Source organism: Catenulispora acidiphila DSM 44928 (assembly GCF_000024025.1).
Lineage (GTDB): Bacteria > Actinomycetota > Actinomycetes > Streptomycetales > Catenulisporaceae > Catenulispora > Catenulispora acidiphila.
Genome location: NC_013131.1, coordinates 875,031 through 901,609 on the forward strand (window position 1 = coordinate 875,031; position 26,579 = coordinate 901,609).

Consider the following 26,579-nt stretch of genomic DNA (forward strand, 5'->3'; position numbering starts at 1 on the left):
GGCCGTCCGAGTATGTGACGGTCGCCACGTCACGGACGGTGTCCGGAATCGGGTGCGCAGGCGGGCAGGGCCCGATTCGCAGCCTGGTCCGCGAGCCCGGAGTTAACCCTGGCGCCGTGCCGCTGGGCACTGACGGTAAGCGGGAGGATTCCCGACCCCGTACGATGGGTAGGTATCCCCTTCTGCCAAGGAGCGCTCAGGCATGCCCACACGCGACAACATCAGGAACGTGGCGATCGTCGCGCACGTCGACCACGGGAAGACGACGCTGGTCGACGCGATGCTGTGGCAGTCCGGCGCGTTCGGCGAACACCAGCACGTCGACGAGCGCGCCATGGACTCCAACGACCTGGAGCGCGAAAAGGGGATCACCATCCTCGCCAAGAACACCGCGGTGCACTACCGCGGTCCCCAGGGCGAGGATGTGGTGATCAACATCATCGACACCCCCGGGCACGCCGACTTCGGCGGCGAGGTCGAGCGCGGGCTGTCCATGGTGGACGGCGTCGTGCTGCTGGTGGACGCCTCCGAGGGTCCGCTGCCGCAGACCCGCTTCGTGCTGCGCAAGGCGCTGGCCGCGAAGATGCCGGTGATCCTGCTGATCAACAAGGTGGACCGGCCGGACTCCCGGGTCGACGAGGTCATCGACGAGACCTACGAGCTCTTCATGGACCTGGACGCCACCGAGGAGCAGATCGAGTTCCCGATCGTCTACGCCATCGCCCGCGACGGCAAGGCCACGCTGACCAAGCCGGTCCCCGGCTCCTCCGGCAACGGCCAGGGCGGCGAGCTGGACTCGGAGAACCTGCTGCCGCTGTTCAAGACCATCCTGGAGACCATCCCGGCGCCGTCCTACACCGAGGGCGCGCCGCTGCAGGCGCATGTGACCAACCTGGACGCGTCGAACTTCCTGGGCCGCATCGCGCTGTGCCGCGTGCACCAGGGCGAGATCCGCAAGGGCCAGCAGGTCGCCTGGTGCCGCCACGACGGCACGATCGAGCGCGTCAAGGTCACCGAGCTGCTGATGACCGAGGCGCTGGAGCGCAAGCCCGCCGAGTCCGCCGGTCCCGGCGACATCATCGCCATCGCCGGCATCCCGGAGATCATGATCGGCGACACCCTCGCCGACCCGGAGGACCCGCGTCCGCTGCCGCTGATCACCGTCGACGAGCCGGCGATCTCGATGACCATCGGCACCAACACCGGCCCGCTGGTCGGCCGCGGCCCGACCAAGGGCACCAAGGTCACCGCCCGCCTGGTGAAGGACCGCCTCGACCGCGAACTGGTCGGCAACGTCTCGCTGCGCGTGCTCCCCACCGAGCGCCCCGACGCCTGGGAGGTGCAGGGCCGCGGCGAGCTGGCGCTGGCCATCCTGGTGGAGACCATGCGCCGGGAGGGCTTCGAGCTCACCGTCGGCAAGCCGCAGGTGGTCACCAAGACCATCGACGGCAAGCTCCACGAGCCGGTCGAGCGCCTGACCATCGACTGCCCCGAGGAGTTCCTCGGCGCCGTCACCCAGCTGATCCAGGGCAACCGCAAGGGCCGCATGGAGACCATGACGAACCACGGCACCGGCTGGGTCCGCATGGAGTTCGTGGTCCCCTCCCGCGGCCTGATCGGCTTCCGCACCGAGTTCCTGACCATGACCCGCGGCACCGGCATCGCCCACGCGGTGTTCGAGGGCTACGAGCCCTGGTACGGCGAGCTCCGCACCCGCACCTCCGGCTCCCTGGTCGCCGACCGCCCCGGCACCGCCACCCCCTTCGCGATGATGAACCTCCAGGAGCGCGGCACGATGTTCGTGCAGCCCACCACCGAGGTCTACGAGGGCATGATCGTCGGTGAGAACTCGCGCTCCGACGACATGGACGTGAACATCACCAAGGAGAAGAAGCTCACGAACATGCGCTCCTCCACCTCCGACGTCACCGAGACGCTGATCCCGCCGCGCCAGCTCTCCCTGGAGCAGGCGCTGGAGTTCATCCGGGAGGACGAGTGCGTCGAGGTCACCCCGGACACCGTGCGGATCCGCAAGGTGGAGCTGAACGCGCAGGTGCGCGGGCGCTCTCGGGGGAATGCGGCGAAGGCGAAGTAGGGATTGGCTGGATCGGGCTCAGACACAGACTCAGGCTCAGGCTGCTGAGCCGGTCCGCATCAAGCTGACGTGATCTGACGGCGAACGGCCGCTGCGGGAGACATCCCGCAGCGGCCGTTTCCGTTCGCGCGGCGCGACCGTCGGCCCGCCACCGAACTCAGCCTCCGGCAGGACTCGCCTGTCCGCTCACGAAGGGCTTCGTCTGCAGCTCGCCCTTCTCGCACACCGCGGTCGGGTTGCCGAGGGTGACGCGGGCCCATGCGGTGTCGCCGGGGAGCTGCGCCAGGGCGTGGACCGTCATGGGTTCGCACTGGCCGTTCTCGGGTTCGCCCGGGCCCGGGACGTTGGGGGAGTAGCGCATTTCGGCGTGGATCCAGGCGCCGGGGGCGACCTTGACGGTGGTGACCGAGGCGGAGGAGTTCTTCAGGACGTTGGTCGGGAGGGGGTGGTCGTTGGAGGCCAGCAGGGAGACGGCGGGGAAGCCGGAGACCGTGCAGGTGTGGTCCGAGGTGTTCTGGAAGGCGATGTCGGCGGCGACATGGCCGGCGCCCTCGCTGTCCGGGACGTCGCGCCAGGTGCCGGAGGGCATTTCGGCCGTGGTGCAGGGCGTGCCCGCGGCGTGCGACGGCGAGGCGGGGGCGGTGGTGGCGGCGTGTGATGCCGAGGTGCTGCCGCCGGTGGGCGAGGATGACGAGGACGCGGGCGTCGATGCCGACGCCGTTGTGGGACTCGCGCTCGACGCGGACGTGCTCCCCGCCGTCGACGGACTCGCCGCCGTCGTTCCGCCGGCGGCGCCGGCGTGGCTGGAGGCGCTGCTCGTGCAGCCGGCTGTCAGTGCGACCGTTCCGAGCGCTCCCACTGCGAAGATGACGGAAATACGGTTCATGGAACCCAACCTTCCCGGATGGTGACGTCAATGAGACGTCGCGTAGCCGGGACTGGTTGCCCGATTCGGGGGATTGGGGGACGCGGGCGTCAAAACCGCCACATCAGGACGGTGGTGTCCTGGTCGGCGCACGCCAGCAGCTTGCCGTCCGGGCTGAAGGCGACGCCCAGCGCGTAGGCCGTCTGGCCGCTGAGCGGAGCGAGCTCGCGCGGCGAGGCCGGAGCGGTGATGTCGTACAGCCGCACCTTCGCGCTCGCGCCGCCGCCGTTGGCGACCAGCCGGCCGTCCGGGCTGAAGGCGACGCCGGTCGCCTCGTCGTCCTCGGGCACGGTGGCGGTCACCGACGGCGCCGCCGGATTCGACACGTCGAACAGGATCAGCTTGTGGTCCCCGGAACCGGTGGCCAGGAGTTTGCCGCCGGGGTGGTAGGCGATGTCGAAGACCCGGTCGGTGTGCCCGGTGGCGGTGCCGAGCAGCAGCGCGGCGGACGGGGTCCGCACGTCCCACAGCTTGACCGTCTTGTCGAAGGACGACGTCGCCAACGTCTTACCGTCCGGGCTGAACGCCACGCTGTAAGCCAGAGTGCTGTGCCCGCTCAGCGTCCGCTGCTTCAGGGCTCCGGTCGGCTGTCGCACGTCGATCAGGAGCACGTCGCCGCCGTACGTCCCGACCGCCACGAGCGTGCCGTCCGGACTGAACGCCACACCGGTGAGCTGGTCGCCGAGGTGCAGCTGGGCCAGCAGGCGCGGCGCGTCGGGCACGCTGATGTCCCACAGCCCGAGGGTCTTGTCGTGCGAGCTGGTCGCGAGCGTGTGCCCGTCAGGGCTGACGGCGACGTCGAAGACCATCGCGGTGTGCTTGGCGCAGACGCCGATCGTCTTCGGCAGCGCGGGATTCGACACGTCATAGAGCCGCGCCGTGTTGTCCTGCGCGGCGGTGATGAGGATCTTGCTGTCCGGGCTGAAGGTGATGTGGTTGACCGCGGATTTCTGGTCGGTGAGCTTGGCGATCGGGACCGGATCGGTGGGCGGGGGAGGGGAGGTGGAGGCGGACGCAGAGGTCGGAGCGGAGGCGGAACTGCTCGCGCCCACAGCGTGAGGGGTCACGGAGGGAGAGCCGGAGCCGGAGCTCGTTCCGAGGCCGTGGCCCGCGGAATCGCTACCTGTGCCGGGAGACTTCGAACCGCTGTCGACCGCCAGCCAGGTGCCCACCGCCGCGCCGCCCACGGCGACGACCGCCGCGCCCGACAGGAACCAGCGGCGGGAACGGTTCTCCTTCAAGAGTTCGGTGTTAGAACCGGAGCTGTAGCCGGAGCCATTGCCATTGCCATTGCCATTGCCGGAGCTATAGCCAGTGCCAGAGCCGGAATCGGCGAGTATCGCAGAAGTGTCACCCTGTGCCGGCGTCCACAACCCGCCGTCAGCGTTCGTCGAGCCGACGTGCGTCGGCGTGGTGCCGGTGTTCAGCAGCGGCTTGGTGTCGCCCGCCGCCTCCTGCGGAAGCTCGACCGTCGTCGGATCCGGCCGCTGCGCCAGCAGACCCTTGATCCGCTCCGCGACCGCCCAAGCGTCGCCCGGCCGATCCTGCGGATCCTTCGCCATCAGCGCCAGCACCAAGGAGTCCACCGCGGGCGGGATGCCCGGTCGGTAGAGGCTCGGCGCCTCCGGCGTCTTCGATACGTGCTGGACCGCCAGACCCATCGGCGTGTCGGCCTCGAACGGCCCGCGGCCGGTCAGCGCGAAGTACAGCAGGCAGCCCAGCGAGTACAGGTCGGAGCGGGCGTCGAGCTCCCTGCCCTGCGCCTGCTCCGGCGACATGTACTCGACGCTGCCGATGACCATGCCGGTCGCGGTCAGGCCGGTGTCGGTGTGCTCGTGGCCGACGAAGCGCGCGATGCCGAAGTCCAGGACCTTCACCGCGCCGGCGTCCGTCACCATCACGTTGCTCGGCTTGATGTCGCGGTGCACGACGTTCGCCTGGTGCGCGACGCTCAGCGCCTCGCAGACCTGCCGCGTCCACTCCAGCGCGGTGCGCGGGGCGGCCGGGCCCTGGGTGCGGACCCGGTCGGCGATGGTGCGGCCGGCGACGAGTTCCATGACCAGGTAGGGCACGGTCTCACCGGCGTACTCGTCGTGTCCGTAGTCGTGCACCGTCACGATCGACGGTCCGGACAGGTTGCCGATGATGCGGGCCTCGCGGTCGAAGCGGGCCGACGCCTCGGCGGTGAGGCCGGCGGCGGTCATGATCTTCACCGCGACGTCGCGCCCGATCCGGGCGTCGCGGGCCTGCCAGACCTCGCCCATGCCGCCCCGGCCGAGCAGCCGGACCAGCCGGTACCGGCCGTCGAGTGTCGCCTCAGTCATCGCGTGCCCAGCCCCCTGACCACCTGCCCGCACAGTGCCGCCGCCAGAGTAATCGAGGGCACGGCCGCGCCGCACCGGTCGTTACCGAGCCGGTGCGGCGCTATCGGGTTTACCCTGCGCGGGCCGACCCAGGGAGTTGACTCCTAACCCAGCGCCCGCTTCAGGAAATCGACCTGCAGCAGCATCAGGTTCTCCGCGACGATCTCCTGCGGGGTCATGTGCGTCACCCCCGACAGCAGCAGCGTCTCGTGCGGACGTCCTTCGGCCAGCAGCGCCGAGGACAGCCGCAGCGTGTGCGCTACCACCACGTTGTCGTCGGCCAGGCCGTGGATCAGCATCAGCGGACGGTGCTGCTCGGCCCAGCCGCTCGGCTCGGTGCCGACGACCACCGAGTTGCGGCGGTAGACGTCCGGCTCGGTGTCCGGGTGGCCCAGGTAGCGCTCGGTGTAGCAGGTGTCGTACAGGCGCTGGTCGGTCACCGGCGCGCCGACCACCGCGGCGTGGAACACGTCCGGGCGGCGCAGCGCGGCCAGCGCCGACAGGTAGCCGCCGAAGGACCAGCCGCGGATCGCCACGCGCGACAGGTCCAGGTCGGGGTTCTGCGCGGCAGCCGCCTGCACGGCGTCCGCCTGGTCCTGCACCACCGGTCCGGCGAAGTCGCGGTAGACCGCGCGGTCCCATTCCGGGCCGCGCCCCGGCGTGCCGCGACCGTCCACGACCAGCACCGCGAAGCCCTGATCGGCCAGCCACTGCGAGGCCAGGTGCATGTTGTGCGCGGCGAGCGCGCGCTGGGCGTGCGGGCCGCCGTAGGGGTCCAGCAGGATCGGCAGCTTCGTGCCCGGGACGTGGCCGGTCGGCAGGACCAGCACGCCGCGCAGGCCGCGCTCGCCGAGCCGGACCATCGTCGCGTTCAGCTTCAGCGCCGGGGTCTCCGCGACGTTGCGGACGGTGCACAGGTCCTTGGCGTCGCCGTCCTCGTCCAGACGCACCACGCGCGCGGTCACGCCGGGCTCGGAGAAGGAGGTCGAGCTGACCACCGCCAGGTCCGCGCCGAAGGTCGCGGAGTGGACGCCGAAGGTCTCAGTGAGCTGACGGACCACGCCGTCGCGCGAGACCAGGAAGACGTGCACCTCGGCCGGGTCCTCGGCGCTCGCCGTGAACTGCACGCCGTGCTCGCCGACCGCCAGCACCGCGCGCACCTGGAGCTCCGGCGGCGTCAGCGGCTCGCCGTCGAGCAGGACCCGGTTCGCGCCGTCGCGCGCCCCGACGGTCACCAGTGCGGAGGAGGGCTCTTCGTCGCCGTCCTCGGCGCCCGAAACCCATGCCGGGACACCGGAGACGATGTCGACCCAGCGCGGGTCGGACTCCTCGCCGTGCATCGTGATCATGCCGGTGTCCGGGTCGAGCAGGGCGTACGTGATGCGGGTCTGCCCGCGGTTCATCAATCCCAGCACCGGGTCGCCGCCGGCGGACCAGTGGACCGCGGTGAGGTACGGCGAGGCGTCCTCCCACGTCACGTCCACCCGCGAGCCGTCCAGGCCGAGCACCACGCCGGAGACCGCCGCGTTGTTCGTCCCGGCCGCCGGGTAGCGCACCGCGGCCGGCTCCTTGCCCGGGTTCGAGGGGTCGGCGATGAACCAGGTCTGGATCGGCGCCTCGTCGGCGCGCTCGGCGAACAGCCGGTCGCCTTCCGGCGCCCACCAGTAGCCGCGGAAGCGGTCCATCTCCTCGGCGGCGATGAACTCCGCGAGGCCGTAGGTGACGGTCTCCGTCTCCGGCTCGGCGAGCGCGCGGTCGCCGCTGCCGTCGATGCCGATCACCCGCATCGCGCCGGCGGCGACGTAGGCCACGTGCGTGCCGGCCGGGTTCGGGCGCGGGTCGGCGACGCCGGCCGGGGTCTCCAGCGCGCGCACCGCCTCGGCGCCGTCGGCGGCGGTCAGGTCGGCCACGAACAGCCGCCCCGACAGCGCGAACGCCGCGTGCTTGAGCTCGGCGTCCGCCGCGAAGCCGACGATGCCCGCCGCGCCCTGCCGCGACCGCTCCCGGCGCGCCTTCTCCTCGTCGGTCAGCTCCTCGCCCGCGCCGCCGAGCAGCGCCACCGGGTCGGCCACGAGGCGCTCCTGCCCGGTGGCCGGGTCCAGCACCCACAGACACGTCGCGGTGTCCGTGCCGTGCTTGCCGCGCAGGAACGCGATCCGGGTGCCGTCCGGGGCGATGCCGAAGGCCCGCGGCACGCCGAGGGTGAAGCGCTGGGTGCGGGCCGAATGCCGCGGGAAGGAGGGGATGTCAGCCATGTCGCACATGCTATGCGGCCACGGCTCACCGGGCCGTTCCGGGAGCGGCGGGGTAGGTATGCGTACCCTTGCCCTATGACCGCTACCACGACCGCGCAGCCGTCGGGCCCGGTGCCCCCGGCCAGCCCCACGGCCGCCCGGCGGCTGCTGCTCGTCCACGCCCACCCGGACGACGAGGTGATCACCACCGGCGCCACGATGGCCGCCTACGCCGCCGAGGGCGCGCACGTCACGCTGGTCACCTGCACCGCCGGCGAGGAGGGCGAGGTGCTGGTTCCCGAGCTCGCGCACCTGGCCGCCGACCGCGAGGACCGGCTCGCCGAGATCCGGGTGGTGGAGCTGGCGAACGCGATGACCGCGCTCGGTGTCGCCGACCACCGGTTCCTGGGCGGCGTGGGCTGCTACCGGGACTCCGGGATGATGGGCACGCCCGCGAACGACAAGCCGCACGCGTTCTGGCGCGCCGACCTCGACGAGGCCGCCGCGCACCTGGTGAAGGTGGTCCGCGAGATCCGCCCGCAGGTGCTGGTCACCTACGACGAGAACGGCGGCTACGGGCATCCCGACCACATCCAGGCGCACCGGGTCGCGATGCGCGCCGCTGAGCTGGCCGCCGATCCGGCCTTCGCGCCCGAGCACGGCGCGGTCTGGGACGTGGCGAAGATCTACTGGACCGCGATGCCCGAATCGGTGCTCGCCGAGGGTATCCAGGCGTTGAAGGAAGCCGGCGACACCAGCGGATTCATCGCGGTGGAGTCGGTGGAGGACCTGTCCTTCGGGACCGACGACGCGCTGGTGACCACCACCATCGACGGCACCGCGTACATGGAGAACAAGCGCGAGGGCATGCGCGCCTACCCCACGCAGATCTCGATGGGGCAGGGCTTCTTCGCGCTGTCGAACTCCATCGGCATGGAGTTCATGGCGCACGAGTTCTACCAGCTGGTGAAGGGCGCCGCCGAGGGGTCGGACACCGGGTTGGAGAAGGACCTGTTCGCCGGGCTCGGCATCGCGGACGGGACCGCTGCCGGGGTTTCCCAGGGCTGATGGACGTTTCGGGCGCAGCGGAGGTCGGCGTGTCGGTGGTCGTGGTGCTGGCCGGTCTGGTCGGCCTGCTCGGGTTGGTGGCGGCGGCGCGGTTCGGGACGGAGTCCCCGCGCGGGCGCACGCTGCTGCTGTTCGGGCTCGGCGGCGCCGGGGTCGTGGTCGGGCTGATCGGCTCGATGATCCAGGGCTACACGGTGCGCGTCGGCGGTTCGGGCCCGCGCCTGCTGGACGCCGGGGACCCGGCCTCGGCCGGCGACGGCGGATCCGGCGGCTTCGCCTTCCCGTTCGGCTCGCTGATCGGCTTGGCGCTGCTCACCGCGCTGCTGCTGCTCGGCGGGGCACTGCTGCGCGCGCCGCGCGCCGTGGGCGCCGCCTCCGGCGGCTGGCTGCTGGTGGTCGCGGCGCTGACGTTCGGCGTCGGCAGCGGCGGCGACATCATCCTGCCGAACGACTCCGCGGCGCAGATCTTCGTTTATGGGGGTCTTGTCATCGCCTTCGGGATCGCCGTGCTGGTGTACCAGTGGAATCTGAACGATCGGCTCGCCGACAAGGTCGTCTCGCGCTCCCGCTGAGCGCTCCTATTTCACAAAACCGCCGTTAATGGTCATTCGGAGACCGGACTTAAGGCGGAATCGCACTCGCTCGATCGAGTGAAGCCTCGCCGGATTCCGGCGGGTCAGCGCCGCACGGCCGTGGCAATGTCACCTGTACGCCTCTGTGACCACCGCTGATCACAGTACTGTGATCGGAGCAACACTCTCGGTGGCCGGTGGCGCGCTGCTAGATGGCACAGCTAGTAGGCCCTGCCCGATGGCCCTGCGCGACCGACCTTGACAGAGGCGACCGATTTTGAACGACGAGTTTCCCCGACGCCAGGCAGACGACGCTGATCCGGACCGGCAGCCCGACTACGGGTTCGGCGGCGCGCCGCTGTTCCGCGACGAGGTGCCGCCGGCCGGCGGGCCCGCGTTCGGCGCGGGCCCGGGCGCGGTCGGCAACCCCGGCGCCACCGGGTTCCACGACGCGTCGGCCTTCCGCGACCCCGCGCCGGGGTACGGCGGCGCGGCGCCGTGGGGCGACCAGGACGGCGGTCGGGGCGGGTCCGGTCTCCCGGCGGGCGCCGGCGGTGCGTCCGGCGATGGGCGCGGCGATGTGCGCGGGCTCGACTACGGCGCGGGCGGCGACTACGGGACCGGGCTCATGTCCGGCTTCGACGGCGGCGCCGACACCCTGAGCAGTTCCGGCGGTTTCCCGGCGCAGCGCTTCGCCGGTCCGCGCAACATGGCCGAGACCTCCGGCGCGGGCGCCGGTCCCGGATACGGCGGCGCGCGGCCCGGCGCGGCGCCGGTTCCTCGTCCCGCTCCCGGCGCGCCGTCCCCGGATGCCTTTTCGCACCCCGCACCGAACGCGTTCAGCGGCGGCGCGGCGGCTGCCGGCGGGGAACCGGAGTTCGGACCCAGTGAAGGTCCGCTGCGCGTGGTGCCCGCCGACCAGGCCAGTGCGCTGCTGCGGATCAAGCTGCCGGAGAACCCGCCGGTCCCGTCGACCACGTTGCGCGGCGACGCCCCGATCGAGGACGTCGTCGAGGCCTCGCAGATGCTGCACCGGGTGAGCCCGGCGAAGCCGAACGCGCTGCCCGGCGACGTGCTGGCGCTCACCACCGCGACGATGGTCGTGCCGATGCCCGGCGCGGCGTTCGGCGGCGTGCGCGCCGTCCAGCGCCCGGCGCGGCTCACCGCGTCGGTGCCGCCGGACCTGGCCAGCCGGGCCGAGGCGGATCTGCTGTCGGACACCGTCGAGCAGTTCTTCGGGGACTTCGACGCCATCGGGCGCGAGTTGCAGGCGCAGCGCGCGAGCGGTGCGGCCGCTGCCGGCGCCGCTGCTGGCGCCGGAGCCGGCGTCGGTGTCAGCGCTGTGCCCGGCGCGGCAGCGGTTCCCACGGTACCCGCGCAAGGCGGCGAGAACGCCGGCGCCGAGCCTTCGCAGCCTGCGACGCTGCCCGGGCAGTACGCGCCCACCGGCGCGCCGCTCGCGGGCCGCTACGGCGTGCCGACGCAGGTTCCCGGCTACGACGCCGCGCGGCGCAGTCCGGTCGGCATGCGTTATCTCGGCGGCATCTTCCACGACTCCTCCGGCGAGTCATCGTTCTACGACCCGTCGACCGAATCGCTGGTGCCGATGGGTGCCGCCGCGATCTCGGCGTCGGACTTCCGGCGGACCGTGCCGGCGATCACGCGGCCGGTGCCGCCGCCGCGGACCGGTCCGCGTACGGCGCAGCCGCCGCGCGAGAGCACGGATTTCAAGGCAGGCTCGGCGCGTTCGGCCGGTGCGGCTGGCACGACCGGCGCGGTGCGTTCGACCGGTGCGGCTGCGGCGGCGGCTGCTTCGGCGGGCGCGGCACCGGTCGGCGCCGGACCGCGGACCCCGACGGTGCCCGCCCCGACGCGAGGCGGCGGCCGTACCTCCGGCCGCACCGGATTTCCCGCCGGGGGCAACGGCTCCGACAGCTCCGACGACACCAAGGTCCTGCCCACCGGGCACTGGTCGGACCATCACCCCGACCACCACCGCTCGCGGCGCACCAGCCGGCGCGGCCGGGTGGCACTGGTCTCGGCGCTGTCGGTCACCTTGGCATTTGGCACGCTATACGGCGCCGCGCTCGCCTTCGAGGGACAGGTGCCCAAGGGCACGCTCGTCGACGGCGTCGCGATCGGCGGCATGACGAAAACGGCTGCGGTGGCGAAGTTGTCCGCCGCGCTTTCCCCGACGCTGAGCGCGCCGCTGCGGCTGACCGCCGACGGCGCCGCGTTCCAGCTCTCGCCGGAGCAAGCCGGTCTGCACATCGACTACGCCGGGACGGTCGCGGCGGCGGCGGCGAGCCGCACCGATCCGACGGTCGCCATCCCGGCGCTCGCCGGGACCGGCCGCGATGTGCGATTACAGGTGAGCGTCGACCGCACTGCCTTGAAGGCGGCGCTGACGAGCCTCACCGCCGGATTCGACAAGCCGATGGTGGACGGGAGCGTGATCTTCCCCGGCGGCGTGCCGACCCCGATCGCGCCGCGTCCGGGGCGCGAGATCGACGTCGACGCAGCGGCCGGCGCGGTGGTCTCGGCGTTCGACGACGGCGTCGCGGCGGTACGTGTGGCGGCGATGTCGCCTGCCGGGACTCTGCCGACGGCTCCGGCCGCCTACGCGATCGCTCCGGCGAAGACGGCGCTTTCCCCTGCGCACCACACGAGTTCGGCGCACACGAAACAGCCTTCTGCGACACCGTCAACGCCCTCTGCGACGCCGTCCGCGACGGATTCCCCCAGCGGGAAGGCCGGTATGCCCTCTGCTCCGGCGAGTACCGCGCCGTCCGCGCCGGTCCCGTCCGGCACGGCGCCCGCGGTCGCTCCCGTTCCGGCTCCGGCGTTGGTGCCCGCTCCCGGCGGCGTCCCGGCCACGGCATCCACCGCCGGCGGTTCCTTCCCCGCCGCGCCGATCGCGCTCACCGTGCAGAACGTCCAGCCGACCGTCACCCCGGCTGCTGTCGCGCAGGCGATGCAGGACTTCGCACGGCCGGCGATGTCAGCTCCGGTCGCGCTGGTCACCGGCAGCGTGCGCACCGTCCTGAAGCCCGCGATTCTGGGGCGCCATCTGGCGATCGAGCCGGACGGGCACGGCGGTCTGGCGCCCAAGCTGGACGGCGCCGGGATCCGCGCCGAACTCGACCACGACGCGCTGGCCAAGTTGGAGCAGCCGCCGACCGACGCCTCGTTCACCGTCTCCGGCGGCAAGCCGGTGCTGGTGCCGGGCAAGAACGGCGTGGGCTACTCGCCGGAGGCGATCCAGAACGCGGTGCTGCCGGTACTGGCGAAGACCTCGTCGACGCAGCGCGTGGTGACCGTGCCGATCGGTCCGCTGCCTCCGGCGCTGACCACCGAAGCCGCGCAGGCGCTCGGGATCGACGACGTGATGGGCCTGTACACCGCGCCCTTCAGCGCGACGGCGCAGCGCACCGCGAACGTGAAGCACGCGGCGGACTTGGTGCGCGGCCAGATCGTGCAGCCGGGGCAGGTGTTCAGCCTGAACCAGGTTCTCGGCGCGCGTTCGACCGCCAACGGTTTCATCCCGGCGTCCGCCTCCGGTCAGTCGGGGTCATCCTCGACTTCTTCGTCCTCCTCGTCCTCTTCGTCCTCCGCTTCGGCCTCTGCACAGGACGCCGGCGCGGGCACATCGCTGGTCGCCACCGCGCTGTTCAACGCCGAATACCTGGCCGGGCTCAAGGACATGGAGCACCACCCGCACGCGACGGTGACCGACCACTACCCGCCCGGGCTGGAGGCGGCGGTGGTGTACCCCGAGGTGGATCTGAAGTTCCAGAACGATTCCGGCGCTCCTGTCTACCTCTGGACCAGCGCCACCGACAACGCGGTGACCGTCGCGGTGCTCGGGCAGAAGGCGTGGGACTCGGTGCGGAGCGAGACCTCGCCGCACTACGCGTTGGTGCAGCCGAAGACCACGTACTCCATGGCTGGCTCCTGCGTCGCCAACGACGGCGTCCCGGGCTTCCAGGTGGACGTCACCCGCACCCTCACCAAGGCCGGGCAGGACCCGGTGCGCGAGGTCTTCCACAGCTCGTATGCCGCGCAGGACAAGGTGGTCTGCGGTCAGACCGGTCCCGGCAGCGGGCCGTCGGCGGCGGGCGGTGCCGCCGGCGCTCCCACCGGTTCGCCGACCGGCGGGGCGGCCGCGTCGCAGTACCCTCCCACCGCGACGCAGGGCGCCACGACCAGCGGTCCGAACGCGCCGAGCGGGACCGGGACGCCCGGCGGGGGCGCCTCGTCCGGAACGCCGGACGGCACGCCGACGAGCGGCTCGGACGGGTCGCTGTTGGGCGGATTGCTGGGCGGACCGCCGTCCCGGCACTGAGGTTTCTCAATTCTTTGTGATGCCGTTCACCCGCGGTACCGCAACGCCGCACTCCGCGAGCCCTTGCGCCCCTGGCAATCGCGTCGCGTCCGTCCTGGACGCCCTGTGAATCAACCCGAATGGAACGGTTGACATGGGCCGAACAACGGACGGAGATGAACCAGTCGCCCGTCGGTGCCGTTGTCAACGCAAATGAGGGCTCTTAGGATCCGGCTATGGGGACGGCCTACGGCGGAATCCGCAGCGGGCCGACGCGCGGATCCCGGGGGGAACCGATGGCAAGGGCGAGCATGCGCGTGCGCGCGCACGGTCGGCGGGGGGTCTTGTCCGATATCGCCGCCCATCCTTGGATCAAACCTCTGATCTCGCCGCCCGCGCGCCCACACCCGGTCCGGGACCGGCCCGGACCGCAGTCCACGGCCCGTCCCCGCGCCGGCGCCCGCGACGGGGCGCGTCCGCGCCGCACCCGCCGGCCCGCGTCCCGGCGCGCGGGGCAAGGAAGGCGGCCCCGTATGACCAAAGTCCTGCACGTCATCACCGGCCTGGCCTCGGGAGGCGCCGAGCGCCAACTGGCCACGCTGTTGCAGCACCTGCCCGAGGAGTGCGAGGTGGCGTGCCTGACCGAGGGCGGCCGCGTCGGGGAGCGGATCCGGGCCGACGGGTTCCGGGTGCACGACCTGCGCATGCCGTCCAACCGCGACATGGCGTCGCTGATGCATCTGGTGAAGCTGGTCCGCGACGGCGGTTTCGACCTCGTCCACACCCACCTGTACCGGGCCCACCTGTACGGCCGGCTGGCCGCGCGGATGGCCGGCGTCCGGGCCATCGTGGCCACCGAGCACTCGCTGGGGCGCGAGCTCATCGAGGGCAAGCCGAAGGACCGGATGGGCGTGCGCGCCATGTACCGGGCCTCCGAGCGCATGGGCCGGGTGACGATAGCGGTCTCGCAGGCCGTCGCGGACTACCTGCGGGCCTGGCGGATCGAGCGGGTCGAGGTGATCGAGAACGGCATCGACATCCGCGAGTTCCGCTTCGACCCGGCGGCGCGCACCCTGGTGCGCAAGATCCTCGGCATCGACGGCGGCGCCTTCGTGATCGGCGGGGTCGGCCGGCTGGACCCGGACAAGCACTTCGAGGTGCTCATCGAGGCCGCCGGCCGGATCGACGGCGCGATCGCGCTGATCGTCGGCGCCGGGCCGGACCGCTCGCGCCTGCAGCGGCTGGGGGGAGAGCTGATGCCGGGGCGGGTGCACTTCACCGGCGACGTCGGCGGCGGGATGCTGGAGATCAAGGATCTGCTCTCGGCGATGGACGTGTTCGCCTCGCCCTCGCCGTCGGAGACCTTCGGGCTGGCGCCGTTGGAGGCGGTGGCCTGCGGGCTGCCCGCGGTGTACTCCGATTCCCCGGCGCTGGACGGCCTGCCGGGACTGGGGGATCGCGCGGCCCGGGTGCCCTCACGCCCGGACGCGTTCGTCGCCGCGCTGCGCTGCGCGGCCGACCTGAAGCCGGTGGACCGCTGCGCTCCGCCCGGCGCGCTGGAGCGGTACGGGGTCACCGAACAGGCCGCGCATGTCAGTGAGTTGTACAGATCAGTGCTGGCCAGATGAGACTCGCGGGCGTCCGGTGAAGATCCTCCCGGGCGCCCCGTGAGGGTTTCACCCTCGCGCCCATGACAACCGTCATGCGGAACTCACGAGCTTTCACCATGGTTGCGGCGCAGGTCGCGGTGGTGTCATTGGTCTTGACGGGAAACAGCCACAGCCCACGATCACTGAGGACGCCTGACATGCCACGAGACACTCGAAGCCCGGACGGGGCGGTAGTCGAGTTCGCGAACGTGAGCAAGACCTTCCACTCGCCCAAGGGTCCGGTCCACGCCGTGAACGGCCTGACCATGTCCCTGCAGCCCGGCCAGACCATCGCCTTCCTCGGCCCGAACGGCGCCGGGAAGTCCACCTCGCTGAACATGCTGCTGGGCCTGAGCCGGCCCGACTCCGGCCGGCTGGCGCTGTTCGGCGGCACCGCCGCCGAGGCGATCAAGCACGGCATGGTCGGCGCGATGCTCCAGTCCGGCGGCCTGATGAGCGACGTGACGGTGCGCGAGCAGGTCGAGCTGTGGGCCAAGCTGCACCCGCGGCCGATCGGGGTCGCCGACGCCCTCAAGCGGGCGAACATCGCCGACCTGGCCGACCGCCGCGTGGACAAGCTCTCCGGCGGGCAGCAGCAGCGCGTGCAGTTCGCGATGGCGATCATCGGGGACAGCCCGCTGATCGTCCTGGACGAGCCCACGACCGGGATGGACGTGGAGAACCGCCAGGCGTTCTGGGCGACCATGCGCGAGCGCGCCTACGAGGGCAAGACGGTGCTGTTCGCCACGCACTACCTGGAAGAGGCGGACCAGTTCGCCGAGCGCGTCATCGTCATCAACAAGGGCCGGCTGCTCGCCGACGGCTCGGCGGCCGAGATCAAGGCCAGCGCCGGCGCCAAGCGGCTGTCGTTCCGGCTGCCCGGCGTGCAGGACGCGGTGCTGCACCGGCTGCCGAACCTGGTGCACGTCGAGCGCCAGGCGGACATCGTGCGGCTGCAGACCTCCGACTCCGACGCCACGCTGTACGCGCTGCTGGACGCCGGCTACCGGCCGGCGGACATAGAGATCCAGGCGCTCGGCCTGGAGCAGGCGTTCCTCGCGATCACCGCTGAGGACAACAACGCCGTCGGCACCATCGCCGGGGGCACCGACACTGCGACCCTGGAGGCGGCGCGATGAACGCCACGCTGACGCTCACCAAGCTGGACGTGCTGCGGGTGGTCCGCAACGGCCGCTACCTGATCTTCGCGATCGCGATGCCGGCGGCGCTGTACCTGATCATCGGCAAGCAGACCACGCAGGCCGACGGCGTCGACTTCAAGGCGTACTACATGCTGGCGATGGCCACGTACGGCGCCTTCGCCGGAGCCCTGATGAACAACTCCATCCGGATCGCCACCGAGCGCAAGTCCGGCTGGACCCGGCAGCTGCGGCTGACCTCGCTGCCCGGCTGGGGCTACGTCTTCGCCAAGGTGGTCACCTCGCTGGTCACGACGATCCCGTCGGTGCTGGTGGTGTTCGCCATCGGGGCGTTCCTGAACGACGTGCAGATGCCGGCCTGGAAGTGGGTCGCGAACGCGCTGATCCTGTGGGTGGTCTCCATGACCTTCGTCTCCCTGGCGGTCGCGATCGGCTACCGCTTCGACCCGGAGACGGCGCAGCCGGCCGTGATGCTGGTCTTCTTCCCGATGGCGCTGCTCGGCGGCCTGTGGTTCCCGCTGGGGACCGGCGTGCTGGAGAAGATCGGCAAGTGGTTCCCGACCTACCAGGCCCACAAGCTGGGGACGGACATCCTCGCGACCGGCACGGTCTCGGCGACGTCGATCGCGGTGGTCGCCGGGTGGGGCTTGCTGTTCGCGCTGCTGGCGGTCTTCTCCTACCGGTCGGCGAAGGAACAGTGACCTGAGCGGTGGGTCTCCCGGACGACGGCCTCGGCCGAGCGGGGGACCCGCCGACTTGCGGAGGGATCCCTTCGGGGAGGCACGATACGGAGGTGATGGACGTGTGGAGCGAGCGGTCGGCCGAGGGGCCGTCGACGGCGGCCGAGGAGGGGATGGCCGGCGCGGCGGAAACGGCCGGCCGCTCCTCCGTGTTCGAGGAGCCGCCCCTGCTGATGGCCGCGCCGCGCGTGGGGCAGCCGGGGCGGTTCAAGTGGCTGTTCGCCGCGGTCTGGCTGTTCTACCTGGTCGACCCGGTGACCAAGGCGGTCCACTCCGACCACTCCTCCGCCTTCAAGCTGCTGGTCTACAGCCTCGTCGCGGTGTTCGTGGTGCTGTACGGCTGGCTGGCGTTCTCGGTGTATCCCCGGTCCGGGCCGATCGGCGCGGTGAGCGACTCCCCGCCGGTGGTGCTGCCGATCCTGGTGGCGATGGCGGTGGTCGCGTTCGTGACCAGCGTGGCGGTCTACCCGGAACTGGCCGGGATGTGGGTCTACGTCGGCGCCGGCGCCGGACTCGGCCTGTCGATGGAGGACAAGACCGCCTACCGCGGCGTGATGGCCGCGCTGGCCCTGATGACCGTCTGCGTCCTGTCTTCCGGCGCCCTGCGCTCGATCTCCACCTGGCTCATCCTGGCCTTCCCGATCTTCTTCGCCGGCATGTCCACCCTCGGCATCCGCCAGATGGCGCTGCTCATCGGCCAACTCCGCGAAGCCCGCACCCAAGTCGCCCACCTGGCGACGAACGAGGAGCGCCTCCGGCTGGCCCGCGACCTCCACGACCTGACCGGCCACTCCCTGGCGACGATCACCCTGAAGGCGGAACTGGCCCAGCGCATGCTCGCCAAGGCCCGCGACGCCGCCCCCGAAGGCCCGACCCCGCGCCTGGACGCGGCACTGAAAGAAGTCCAGGAGATCGAGCAGGTCTCGCGCCAGACACTGACCGACATCCGCCAGGCGGTGAGCGGCTACCGCAGGGCGACACTCGCGGTCGAGGTGGCCTCGGCCCACGCCGCCCTGGACGCCGCCGGCATCAAACTCGACGCCGCCCCCGAAGTGGCCGCCGCGACCGGCGAATTCGACCCGCAGAGCGAAGCCGCCCTCGCCTGGAGCCTGCGAGAGGCGGTGACGAACGCGATCCGCCACAGCGGCGCCGCCCGCGTCGAGATCACCCTGCTCCCCATCGGCGAGGAGATGGTCCTGACGGTCCGCAACGACGGATACGGCCTGGCCGCCACGGTCGGCGGCACCGACGAGTGCGGCGGCCACGGCCTGACCGGCCTGCGCGAGCGGCTGGACGCGGTCGGGGGACGGCTGTCGGTGGGCGGGAACGATGGGGACTTCCGGTTGGTGGCGGCGGTTCCGGTGGTGGGGAGTTGAGGGGTAGCGGCTCGGGCTGTCTCGGTGTGGGGAGCTGAGGCGTCTGCGCGGGAACGACGGGGATTTTCGGTTGGTCGCGGCGGTTCCGGTGGTGAGGGGTTGAGGCGGCGAGGGCGCGGCGCGGCTTTCTCGGTGTGGGGAGCTGAGGCGTCTGCGCGGGAACGACGGGGATTTTCGGTTGGTGGCGGCGGTTCCGGTGGTGAGGGGTTGAGGGGGCGAGGGCGCGGCGCGGCTTTCTCGGTGTGGGGAGCTGAGGCGTCTGCGCGGGAACGACGGGGACTTCCGGTTGGCGGCGGCGGTGCCGGTGGTGGGGAGTTGAGGGCGCGCGGCGCGGCTGTCTCGGTGCGGGGGAGCTGAGGCGTAGCGGCGCTGGTGCCCGGCATGTCGGCTGGGGCGTTCGTCGATGGCTGCGACCTTGCCAGGATGACCCAAGTGATTGTCGGCTGCTGTGTCCATCGGCGCGGTTCGCGCTTGCCGCAGGACGGTAGGTTGGGCGCATGACCACCGCAGCCGCCGACGTCGTCCGCCTCCTGCTCGCCGAGGATCAGGCCATGGTGCGGGGTGCCTTGGCGACGTTGCTGAACCTGGAGGACGACCTGGAGGTCGTCGCCGAGGTCGGGCGGGGGGACGAGGTGCTGGCGGCGGCCAAGGCGGCTGATGTGCGGGTCGCCTTGCTGGACATCGAGATGCCGGGGATGTCGGGGTTGGATGCCGCCGACGCTTTGCATCGGGCGATGCCGGAGGTGCGCATCATCATTCTGACCACGTTCGGGCGTCCCGGGTTTCTGCGGCGGGCCATGGAGTCGGGTGCTTCGGCGTTCCTGGTGAAGGACGCGCCGGTGGCCGAGTTGGTCGCGGCCATTCGCAAGGTGCTGCGGGGGGAGCGGGTCATCGATCCGGATCTGGCCGCCGCCGCGCTGGCCGCCGGGGAGAATCCGTTGACGCCGCGGGAGCGCGATGTGCTCGCCGCCTCCGCCGACGGCTCCACCATCGCCGACATCGCCCGGCGGCTGCACCTGTCGGAGGGCACGGTGCGCAACTACCTGTCGGCGTGCATTCAGAAGACCGCCGCCCGGAACCGCACTGAGGCGGTCCGGACGGCGCAGCAGCGCGGCTGGTTGTAGCGACGGCTTCGGCGAGGCCGGCTACTGCCGGGGCCAAGCGGCCAGCAGCGCCGAGGCCACCTGTTCGTTCAGGCCGATGTCCTTCATCTCCGTCATGTCGGGAAGGTGTGAGGCATTCGGCGCGTCGGCGGTGATGAGGTAGCCGATCATCGCCTTGTAGTCGTAGATGTTCAGGCTCGGGCTGCTGAGGCTTCCGTAGTAGTACTGCCAGACGACCGGGTCTCCGTGCAACGTCGCGTTGCCGAACGTGCAGTGCGCCGTATCGGACTGGCACATGGTCGGGTCGCTGCCGGGCAGCACCGGTGAAATGGACCCGACCGAGACGCCGAGCGTCGACTCCTGGCTGCGCGGTCCCCAGTTGTACTCCGCGCCATAGCCGTTCTGCTCTCCGGCAGCACGGTACAGCGTCGGCTTGTCCCGGTCCTTGGCGGGCAGCGCTGCCTTGATCGCTGTCAGCACCTTGGCGTCGGCAGCCGGGTCGTCGCTCGCTGACGGCAGCACCGGCTTGCTCGGCGTGGGCGACCCGGTGGGCGCGCCGGACGACGACGCCGGCGTCGTCGGAACCGGCGACGTCGGCATCGGCGTCGACGGCTTCGGCACCGGCACGCCGGGCCCGCCGTCAGTGTGCCGATGTCCCGGGCTCGAAGTCGCGCGTACCGGTTGCCCGCCGCCGCCGAATCCGCCGAGCGCCACCACCGCGCCGACCACCCCCGCGAGCGCGAGTCCCGTCCCGCCGGTCGTCAGCGCCGCACGCCGGCGCCGCCGGCGGCGCCCCAGCGCCCGCGCGCGCTCCGGCAGGCCCGCGACCGTCGGCACTGTGTCCGGTGCCGCCGCGGCGAGCACCCTTCCGACATCCGTCTCCTCCATCACGGCCTCCTCAGCTCCTGATGAGATCCAGCGCCTGGTCCCCGAGGACCGAGCGCAATTTCTGGAGACCACGGTGGGTGTGCGACTTCACCGCGCCGACGGAGATGCCCAGCGCGTCGGCGGTCTCGCCGACGCTCCGGTCCTCCCAGAACCGCAGCACCAGCACCGCGCGGTAGCGGGGCGTGACCTGAGCCAGGGCGGCCAGTAGAGTCAGACGGACGTCGCTGGCAATACCAGTGCCAGCGACGTCCGGGACCGCCGAGCTCAAGATCTCCCGCTTCCGCCGCCGCCGGTAGGCGTCGACGTAGGTACGGAACAACATCCGGTGCACATAGGCGTCGAGCTGTTCCACCTGCTGGATCCGGTGCCATCCCACATACACCTTCGCCAGCGCGTTCTGCGTCAGGTCCTCGGCCAAATGCCAGTCCCCGCACAACAGATACGCCGTGCGCAGCAGCCTTTGCTGCCGGGCGAGGACGAACTCGTCGAACTCCTGCTCGCGCGCTTCCCGCATCCGCCGCTCCCTTCGTGGTCATCCCACTGACGAAGCGGCGGACGCGGGGGGTTGCGTCAGGACACGGACATCTCGAGCAGCACTCAGACGTGCACCGCCACCGGACCGTCCGCAGAAGCCTGCGACGGGTCCGGCTTCCCGGTGTTCATCAGCAGCGCGACGATCACCGCGCCGCCCAGCACGATGGCCGCCGCGACGCCCGACGCCGTCGTGAACCCGTGCACCACGGCGTCGTTCACCAGCGTCGGGGACGGCCGGTGCAACTTCAGGTACGACGTCGTGGCGCTCGCCGCGACGGTGTTGGACAGCGCGATCCCGACCGAGGCGAGCACCTGCTGGGAGGTGTTGACCGTGGCCGAGGCGACGCCGGCGTCCTCGGGACGCACGTTGTGCGTGGCGTAGTTCATCGCCGGCGCCATCACCAGTCCGAGCCCCAGGCCCACCAGGACCTCGACCGGCAGCACGCCGGCCACGTAGCCGGTGTCCGGCTTCACCGTCGTCATCAGCGCCAGCCCGCCGGCCGCGACCAGCATGCCGGGGACCATCAGCAGCCGCGGCGCCACCTTCGGCACCAGCCGGCTGCCGAGCAGCACCGCCGAGATCATGATGGCCGCGGTCATCGGCAGGAACGCGACGCCGGTCATGACCGCCGAGTACTTCTTCACGTCCTGCATGTAGTACGTCAGGAACAGGAAGAGCGCGAACATCCCCACCGCAGCCGTGCCGACGGCGAGGTAGCTCCCGCCGCGGGTCCGGGACAGCAGCACGCGCAGCGGCAGCAGCGGCGCCTCCACCCGGGACTCCACCACCAGGAACCCGGCCAGCAGCACCGCGCCGCCGATCAGGCAGCCCAGGACCGTGGCGGACCCCCAGCCGTCGGTCGAGGCCTGTCCGAGCCCGTAGACCATCGCGACCAGTCCGCCGACGACCAGCAGCACGCCGGGCAGGTCCAGCTTCATACGGCCCTCGGCGCGCGACTCGCGGATCTCCTTCATCCCGCCGGCCAGCGCGATCGCGGCGATCGGGATGTTGACGTACAGGCAGAACCGCCAGTTCAGGTACTCGGTCAGCAGCCCGCCGAGCAGCAGCCCGATCGCGTTGCCGCCGACCGCGACGCCGCCGAACAGCCCGAACGCCTTCGCGCGCTCCAGCGGCTCGGTGAATGTCGTCGCCAGCAGCGACAGCGCCGCCGGGGCGAGCAGCGCGCCGAACGCCCCCTGCAGACAGCGCGCGATGAGCAGCACGGCGAAGTCCGGAGCCACGCCGCCGATCGCCGAGGCCAGCGCGAAGCCGGTCAGACCGACCAGCAGGGCGCGCTTGCGGCCGGTGTAGTCGGCGATCCGGCCGCCGAGCAACAGCAGGCTGCCGAACGCCAGGGTGTAGCCGGTGATCAGCCACTGCCGGCTGCCGTCGGAGAAGCCCAGGGAGCGTTGGGCGGACGGCAGAGCGATGTTCATGATCGTGCCGTCCAGGACCACCATCAGCTGGGCCACGGCTATGAAGATCAGGGCTTTCCAACGCCTGGGATCTTTGTCGGCGACCGCGCCCGAGTCGGCGGCCGCGGTCTGGATGGTGTCGGTCATCGTGACCCCCCACTAAACGGAGCATTTTCGTCCACTATCACGGCCGAGCATAGCAGAAGTGGAGGATTTTCGTCCGCTCGCTGCGGGCGCTACAGTGCGCGCCATGCGAGCCGATGCCGAGGACAACCGCCGTGCCCTGTTGGAGGCGGCGCGGGAGATCTACGTCGAGGAGGGGACGTCCGTCGCCCTGGACAAGATCGCCAAGCGCGCCGGGGTCGGCATCGGGACGCTGTACCGGCGCTTCCCCGACCGCGACGCCCTGCTGCGCGGGGTCCTGGTCGACCTGTTCGAGAGCATGAGCGCCGCCGTACGCCGCGCCGAGGCCGAGGCACGGGACGCGCCCGACGGACCGCCGGCCTGGGAAGCCGTGGTCCGCGCGGTCGCGGGCCTGGGTCTGGGACCGACGCTGCCGGTGATCTTCCGCGAGCGCTTCGACCTGATCGACGAGCCGGCGGTGGCCGCCGCGATGCGCGGGGCGATCACCGGCGTGGAAGGGGTCTACCGGCGCGCGCAGGAGGCCGGGCTGCTGCGCGCCGACGTCAGCTTCCTGGAGGTCCAGATGCTGGCCGGGATGCTCTCCCAGAGCGGTCCCAGCCGCCCTCCGATGATCGATCCGGAGACGCTGACCGACCGGCTCGTCGGGATCCTCCTGGACGGTCTGCGGGCCGGTCCGGCCCATCGCGCCCTGCCCGGCGAGCCGACGGTGTTCAGCCCGCTGGATCCCGACGACCGCGCCGCCGTGGAGCGGGCGATCGCCGAGGAGAACGAGCGCAGGGCGCGGGGCTGAGACGCGCCGGGAGCGAGCGGATCAGAACGCGAACACGTCCCCGGTGGCCTTGGCCAGCCACGCCCCGTTCGTGTACGTGTGGCTCCACGTCACCTTCCGTCCCTGCCAGGTCCCGTCGATCCGGACGGTCACCGGCGCCACGATCGACGGTGCCAGCCACAGCGGGTGCACCGCCAGCGCGGCGGGGCGGCCGTGCACCTCGGCCAGTTCCCGGCACGCCGAGCTGGGGTCCTTGATGCTGCCCACGCCGTGGATCACCGGCGCCGCGCCGTGCCGGGAGACGGACGTGCACACCAGATAAGCGGTGTAGGTCTTGTGGTTCTTGGCGTCCACGCGCTTGAGGTGCAGGCTGCCGAGCTTGTGCGCCGGGACGCCGGCGGCGGCCTGGGCGGCGCCGCCCCCGGCGGTGAGCGCGGCTGCGGACAGGAGCGCGGTGACGGCGGCGGCTGCGAGTCGGCGCATCGTCGCCTCCCTTCGTCGGACGTGCCGCCGGCCGCGGATCGGCCGGCGTGCGGGAGAGACCAGCGTCCCCCGGACAGCCGCCGAAAAAGGGGAAGACCCGCCGGAATCACCCCCGGCGGGTCTTCGTCGCATATCGGGTCAGAAGACCTCGAGGATCAGCGGATCTGACGAAGGTCGGACTCAGATGACCCTGCGCGTGATCAGCGCGCGCTTCACCTCGGCGATGGCCTGCGTGATCTGGATTCCGCGCGGGCACGCCTCGGTGCAGTTGAACGTGGTCCGGCAGCGCCACACGCCCTCGCGGTCGTTCAGGATCTCCAGGCGCTCGTTCGCCCCGTCGTCGCGGGAGTCGAAGATGAACCGGTGCGCGTTGACGATCGCCGCCGGGCCGAAGTACTGCCCGTCGGTCCAGAACACCGGGCACGACGTGGTGCACGCCGCGCACAGGATGCACTTGGTGGTGTCGTCGAAGCGGTCGCGGTCCTTCTGCGACTGGATCCGCTCGCGCGTGGGCTCGTTGCCGTGCGCGATCAGGAACGGCTTGACGTCGCGGTAGGCCTGGAAGAACGGCTCCATGTCGACCACGAGGTCCTTGAGCACCGGCAGGCCCTGGATCGGCTCGACGGTGATCGCACTTGTCGGGTTCAGGTCCTTCACCAGGGCCTTGCACGCCAGCCGGTTCTTGCCGTTGATCCGCATCGCGTCCGAGCCGCAGACGCCGTGCGCGCAGGAGCGGCGGAAGGTCAGCGAGCCGTCCTGCTCCCACTTGATCTTGTGCAGCGAGTCCAGGATGCGCGCCGTCGGGTCCGCGGTGACCTGGTAGTCCACCCAGTGCGGCGCGGCGTCCACTTCCGGGTTGTAGCGCCGGATGCGGACCGTGATGGTCATCATTGGGATGCCGGCCTTGCCGGAGGCCGAGGTCTCGACGTGCTCTTCTACGGCAGTGCTCATCAGTACTTACGCTCCGTCGGCTGGTAGCGGGTCACGATGACGGGCTTGTAGTCCAGGCGGATCCTGTAGTTCTGATCGGACCCAGCATCGCCCTCGCCGTCCTTCTCCCGGTAGGCCATGGTGTGCTTCTGCCAGTTCACGTCGTCCCGCGTCGGGTAGTCCTCGCGCGCCTGCGCGCCGCGGGACTCGGTCCGGTTGCGGGCGCCGAGGACCAGGATCTCCGCCAGGTCGAGCAGGAAGCCGAGCTCGACGGCCTCCAGCAGGTCGGTGTTGAACCGCTTGCCCTTGTCCTGGACCGCGACGTCGCGGTACCGGCGCTGCAGTTCCTTGACGTCCTTCTCGGCCTGCGCCAGCGTCTCGTCGTTGCGGTACACGCCGGCGTTCTGGTCCATCGTGGTCTGCAGCTCCGACCGGATCTGCGCGACGCGCTCGTGCCCGGTGGAATTGCGCAAGCCCTCGACCATCGACACCACGGCCTGCTCCGGCTCGCTCGGGAGCGGCTGCAGCTCGGCGCCGACCGCGTACTCGGCGGCGTTGATGCCGGCGCGGCGGCCGAAGACGTTGATGTCCAGCAGCGAGTTGGTGCCCAGGCGGTTGGAACCGTGGACGGACACGCACGCGACCTCGCCGGCGGCGTACATGCCCTTGACGACGGTGTCGTTGTCGGCCAGCACCTCGCCGGAGATGTTGGTCGGCACGCCGCCCATCGCGTAGTGCGCGGTCGGGTACACCGGGACCAGCTCCGTGGTCGGCTCGACGCCGAGGTAGGTGCGGGCGAACTCGGTGATGTCCGGCAGCTTCTCCTCGATCTGCTCGGCCGGCAGGTGCGTCAGGTCCAGGTAGACGTAGTCCTTGTTGGGACCGGCGCCGCGGCCGTCGCGGACCTCCAGGACCATGGAGCGCGCGACGATGTCGCGGGGTGCCAGGTCCTTGATGGTCGGGGCGTAGCGCTCCATGAAGCGCTCGCCGTCGGCGTTGCGCAGGATGCCGCCCTCGCCGCGGGCGCCCTCGGTGAGCAGGATGCCCAGGCCCGCCAGGCCGGTCGGGTGGAACTGGTAGAACTCCATGTCCTCCAGCGGCAGCCCGCGGCGCCACACGATGCCCATGCCGTCGCCGGTCAGGGTGTGCGCGTTCGAGGTGGTCTTGAAGACCTTGCCGAAGCCGCCGGTGGCCAGGATGACGGCCTTGCCGCGGAAGATGTGGATCTCGCCGGTGGCCAGCTCCAGCGCCACGACGCCGGCGGCGTACTTGGTGCCGTCCGCGTCCTCGTGCAGGAGCAGGTCCAGGACGTAGAACTCGTTGTAGAACTCGACTTCCTGCTTGACGCAGTTCTGGTACAGCGTCTGCAGGATCATGTGGCCGGTGCGGTCCGCGGCGTAGCAGGACCGGTGGACCGGCGCCTTGCCGTGGTCCTTGGTGTGGCCGCCGAAGCGCCGCTGGTCGATCTTGCCCTCGGGGGTCCGGGAGAAGGGCAGGCCCATCTTCTCCAGGTCCAGGACGGCGTCGATCGCCTCCTTGCACATGATCTCGGCGGCGTCCTGGTCGACCAGGTAGTCCCCGCCCTTCACGGTGTCATAGGTGTGCCACTCCCAGTTGTCGTCCTCGACGTTGGCCAGCGCGGCGCACATGCCGCCCTGCGCCGCGCCGGTGTGGGAGCGGGTCGGGTACAGCTTGGTCAGCACCGCCGTGCGGCTGCGCTTGGAGGACTCCAGCGCCGCGCGCATGCCCGCGCCGCCGGCGCCGACGATGATGGTGTCGTAAGTGTGGATCTGAGGTGCCATGCGC

General features: G+C 71.4%; 20 protein-coding genes. 11 read left to right on the plus strand and 9 right to left on the minus strand.

Going from position 1 to position 26,579, the window contains the following annotated elements:
• The first annotated feature begins 202 nt into the window (after positions 1–202).
• Positions 203–2,095, plus strand: coding sequence for a translational GTPase TypA (gene typA, locus CACI_RS03710; RefSeq protein ID WP_012784981.1), 1,893 nt, complete (start codon positions 203–205; stop codon positions 2,093–2,095).
• A gap of 157 nt (positions 2,096–2,252) precedes the next feature.
• On the opposite strand, the gene CACI_RS50945 is transcribed toward typA, so the two are convergent.
• Complete coding sequence (locus CACI_RS50945) at positions 2,253–2,684, minus strand: DUF4232 domain-containing protein (protein ID WP_012784982.1); 432 nt, start codon at positions 2,682–2,684, stop codon at positions 2,253–2,255.
• On the opposite strand from CACI_RS50945, the gene CACI_RS50950 reads away from it, so the two are divergent.
• Positions 2,671–3,006, plus strand: a complete 336-nt coding sequence (locus CACI_RS50950) for a hypothetical protein (RefSeq protein WP_190276721.1) — start codon at positions 2,671–2,673, stop codon at positions 3,004–3,006. The two genes, CACI_RS50945 and CACI_RS50950, sit on opposite strands and share 14 nt — an antisense overlap.
• A gap of 64 nt (positions 3,007–3,070) precedes the next feature.
• On the opposite strand, the gene CACI_RS45050 is transcribed toward CACI_RS50950, so the two are convergent.
• Both CACI_RS45050 and CACI_RS03730 read right to left on the minus strand, forming a co-directional pair.
• The gene (locus tag CACI_RS45050; protein ID WP_012784984.1) at positions 3,071–5,344 is read right to left on the minus strand and encodes a WD40 repeat domain-containing serine/threonine protein kinase; all 2,274 of its coding nucleotides are present in this window, start codon (positions 5,342–5,344) and stop codon (positions 3,071–3,073) included.
• Between the two features lie 143 nt (positions 5,345–5,487).
• Entirely contained in the window at positions 5,488–7,647 is a 2,160-nt protein-coding gene (locus tag CACI_RS03730) for a S9 family peptidase (RefSeq protein ID WP_012784985.1), read from the minus strand.
• Between the two features lie 66 nt (positions 7,648–7,713).
• Here CACI_RS03730 and mshB point away from each other — a divergent pair, with 66 nt between their 5' ends.
• The 8 genes from mshB to CACI_RS03770 all read left to right on the plus strand — a co-directional run bounded on the left by mshB (position 7,714) and on the right by CACI_RS03770 (position 19,630).
• Positions 7,714–8,685, plus strand: a complete 972-nt coding sequence (mshB, locus tag CACI_RS03735) for an N-acetyl-1-D-myo-inositol-2-amino-2-deoxy-alpha-D-glucopyranoside deacetylase (RefSeq protein WP_012784986.1) — start codon at positions 7,714–7,716, stop codon at positions 8,683–8,685.
• Complete coding sequence (locus tag CACI_RS03740; RefSeq protein ID WP_012784987.1) at positions 8,685–9,257, plus strand: hypothetical protein; 573 nt, start codon at positions 8,685–8,687, stop codon at positions 9,255–9,257. Before mshB ends, CACI_RS03740 begins: the two co-directional genes overlap by 1 nt.
• A 277-nt stretch (positions 9,258–9,534) precedes the next feature.
• On the plus strand, positions 9,535–13,602 hold the full coding sequence (locus CACI_RS03745; RefSeq protein ID WP_012784988.1) for a VanW domain-containing protein: 4,068 nt from the start codon (positions 9,535–9,537) through the stop codon (positions 13,600–13,602).
• 512 nt (positions 13,603–14,114) lie between these two features.
• Positions 14,115–15,209 carry a glycosyltransferase gene (locus CACI_RS03750; protein WP_012784989.1) on the plus strand — a complete coding sequence of 365 codons (1,095 nt, stop codon included), beginning with the start codon at positions 14,115–14,117 and terminating at the stop codon, positions 15,207–15,209.
• Between the two features lie 179 nt (positions 15,210–15,388).
• Positions 15,389–16,369: an ABC transporter ATP-binding protein gene (locus tag CACI_RS03755; RefSeq protein WP_012784990.1), complete on the plus strand. Its 981-nt coding sequence runs from the start codon at positions 15,389–15,391 to the stop codon at positions 16,367–16,369.
• Positions 16,366–17,091 carry an ABC transporter permease gene (locus CACI_RS03760; RefSeq protein ID WP_012784991.1) on the plus strand — a complete coding sequence of 242 codons (726 nt, stop codon included), beginning with the start codon at positions 16,366–16,368 and terminating at the stop codon, positions 17,089–17,091. The genes CACI_RS03755 and CACI_RS03760 overlap by 4 nt, the downstream gene beginning before the upstream one ends.
• A gap of 95 nt (positions 17,092–17,186) precedes the next feature.
• Complete coding sequence (locus CACI_RS03765; protein WP_083795511.1) at positions 17,187–18,506, plus strand: sensor histidine kinase; 1,320 nt, start codon at positions 17,187–17,189, stop codon at positions 18,504–18,506.
• 497 nt (positions 18,507–19,003) lie between these two features.
• On the plus strand, positions 19,004–19,630 hold the full coding sequence (locus CACI_RS03770) for a response regulator transcription factor (RefSeq protein WP_012784993.1): 627 nt from the start codon (positions 19,004–19,006) through the stop codon (positions 19,628–19,630).
• Between the two features lie 21 nt (positions 19,631–19,651).
• Here the strand turns inward: CACI_RS03770 and CACI_RS45055 are convergent, their stop codons facing one another.
• From CACI_RS45055 to CACI_RS03785, 3 genes are all read right to left on the minus strand, one after another.
• Complete coding sequence (locus tag CACI_RS45055) at positions 19,652–20,497, minus strand: hypothetical protein (RefSeq protein ID WP_012784994.1); 846 nt, start codon at positions 20,495–20,497, stop codon at positions 19,652–19,654.
• Positions 20,498–20,507: 10 nt separating this feature from the next.
• Entirely contained in the window at positions 20,508–21,011 is a 504-nt protein-coding gene (locus tag CACI_RS03780) for a SigE family RNA polymerase sigma factor (protein WP_012784995.1), read from the minus strand.
• Positions 21,012–21,094: 83 nt separating this feature from the next.
• Positions 21,095–22,594, minus strand: coding sequence for an MFS transporter (locus CACI_RS03785; protein ID WP_012784996.1), 1,500 nt, complete (start codon positions 22,592–22,594; stop codon positions 21,095–21,097).
• A gap of 103 nt (positions 22,595–22,697) precedes the next feature.
• Here CACI_RS03785 and CACI_RS03790 point away from each other — a divergent pair, with 103 nt between their 5' ends.
• On the plus strand, positions 22,698–23,381 hold the full coding sequence (locus CACI_RS03790) for a TetR/AcrR family transcriptional regulator (RefSeq protein WP_012784997.1): 684 nt from the start codon (positions 22,698–22,700) through the stop codon (positions 23,379–23,381).
• A gap of 21 nt (positions 23,382–23,402) precedes the next feature.
• Here CACI_RS03790 and CACI_RS45060 read toward each other — a convergent pair whose 3' ends face one another.
• From CACI_RS45060 to sdhA, 3 genes are all read right to left on the minus strand, one after another.
• On the minus strand, positions 23,403–23,843 hold the full coding sequence (locus CACI_RS45060) for a protease inhibitor protein (RefSeq protein WP_012784998.1): 441 nt from the start codon (positions 23,841–23,843) through the stop codon (positions 23,403–23,405).
• 180 nt (positions 23,844–24,023) lie between these two features.
• Positions 24,024–24,794 carry a succinate dehydrogenase iron-sulfur subunit gene (locus tag CACI_RS03800; protein ID WP_012784999.1) on the minus strand — a complete coding sequence of 257 codons (771 nt, stop codon included), beginning with the start codon at positions 24,792–24,794 and terminating at the stop codon, positions 24,024–24,026.
• Positions 24,794–26,575: a succinate dehydrogenase flavoprotein subunit gene (gene sdhA, locus CACI_RS03805; RefSeq protein WP_012785000.1), complete on the minus strand. Its 1,782-nt coding sequence runs from the start codon at positions 26,573–26,575 to the stop codon at positions 24,794–24,796. Before sdhA ends, CACI_RS03800 begins: the two co-directional genes overlap by 1 nt.
• Positions 26,576–26,579: the final 4 nt, after the last annotated feature.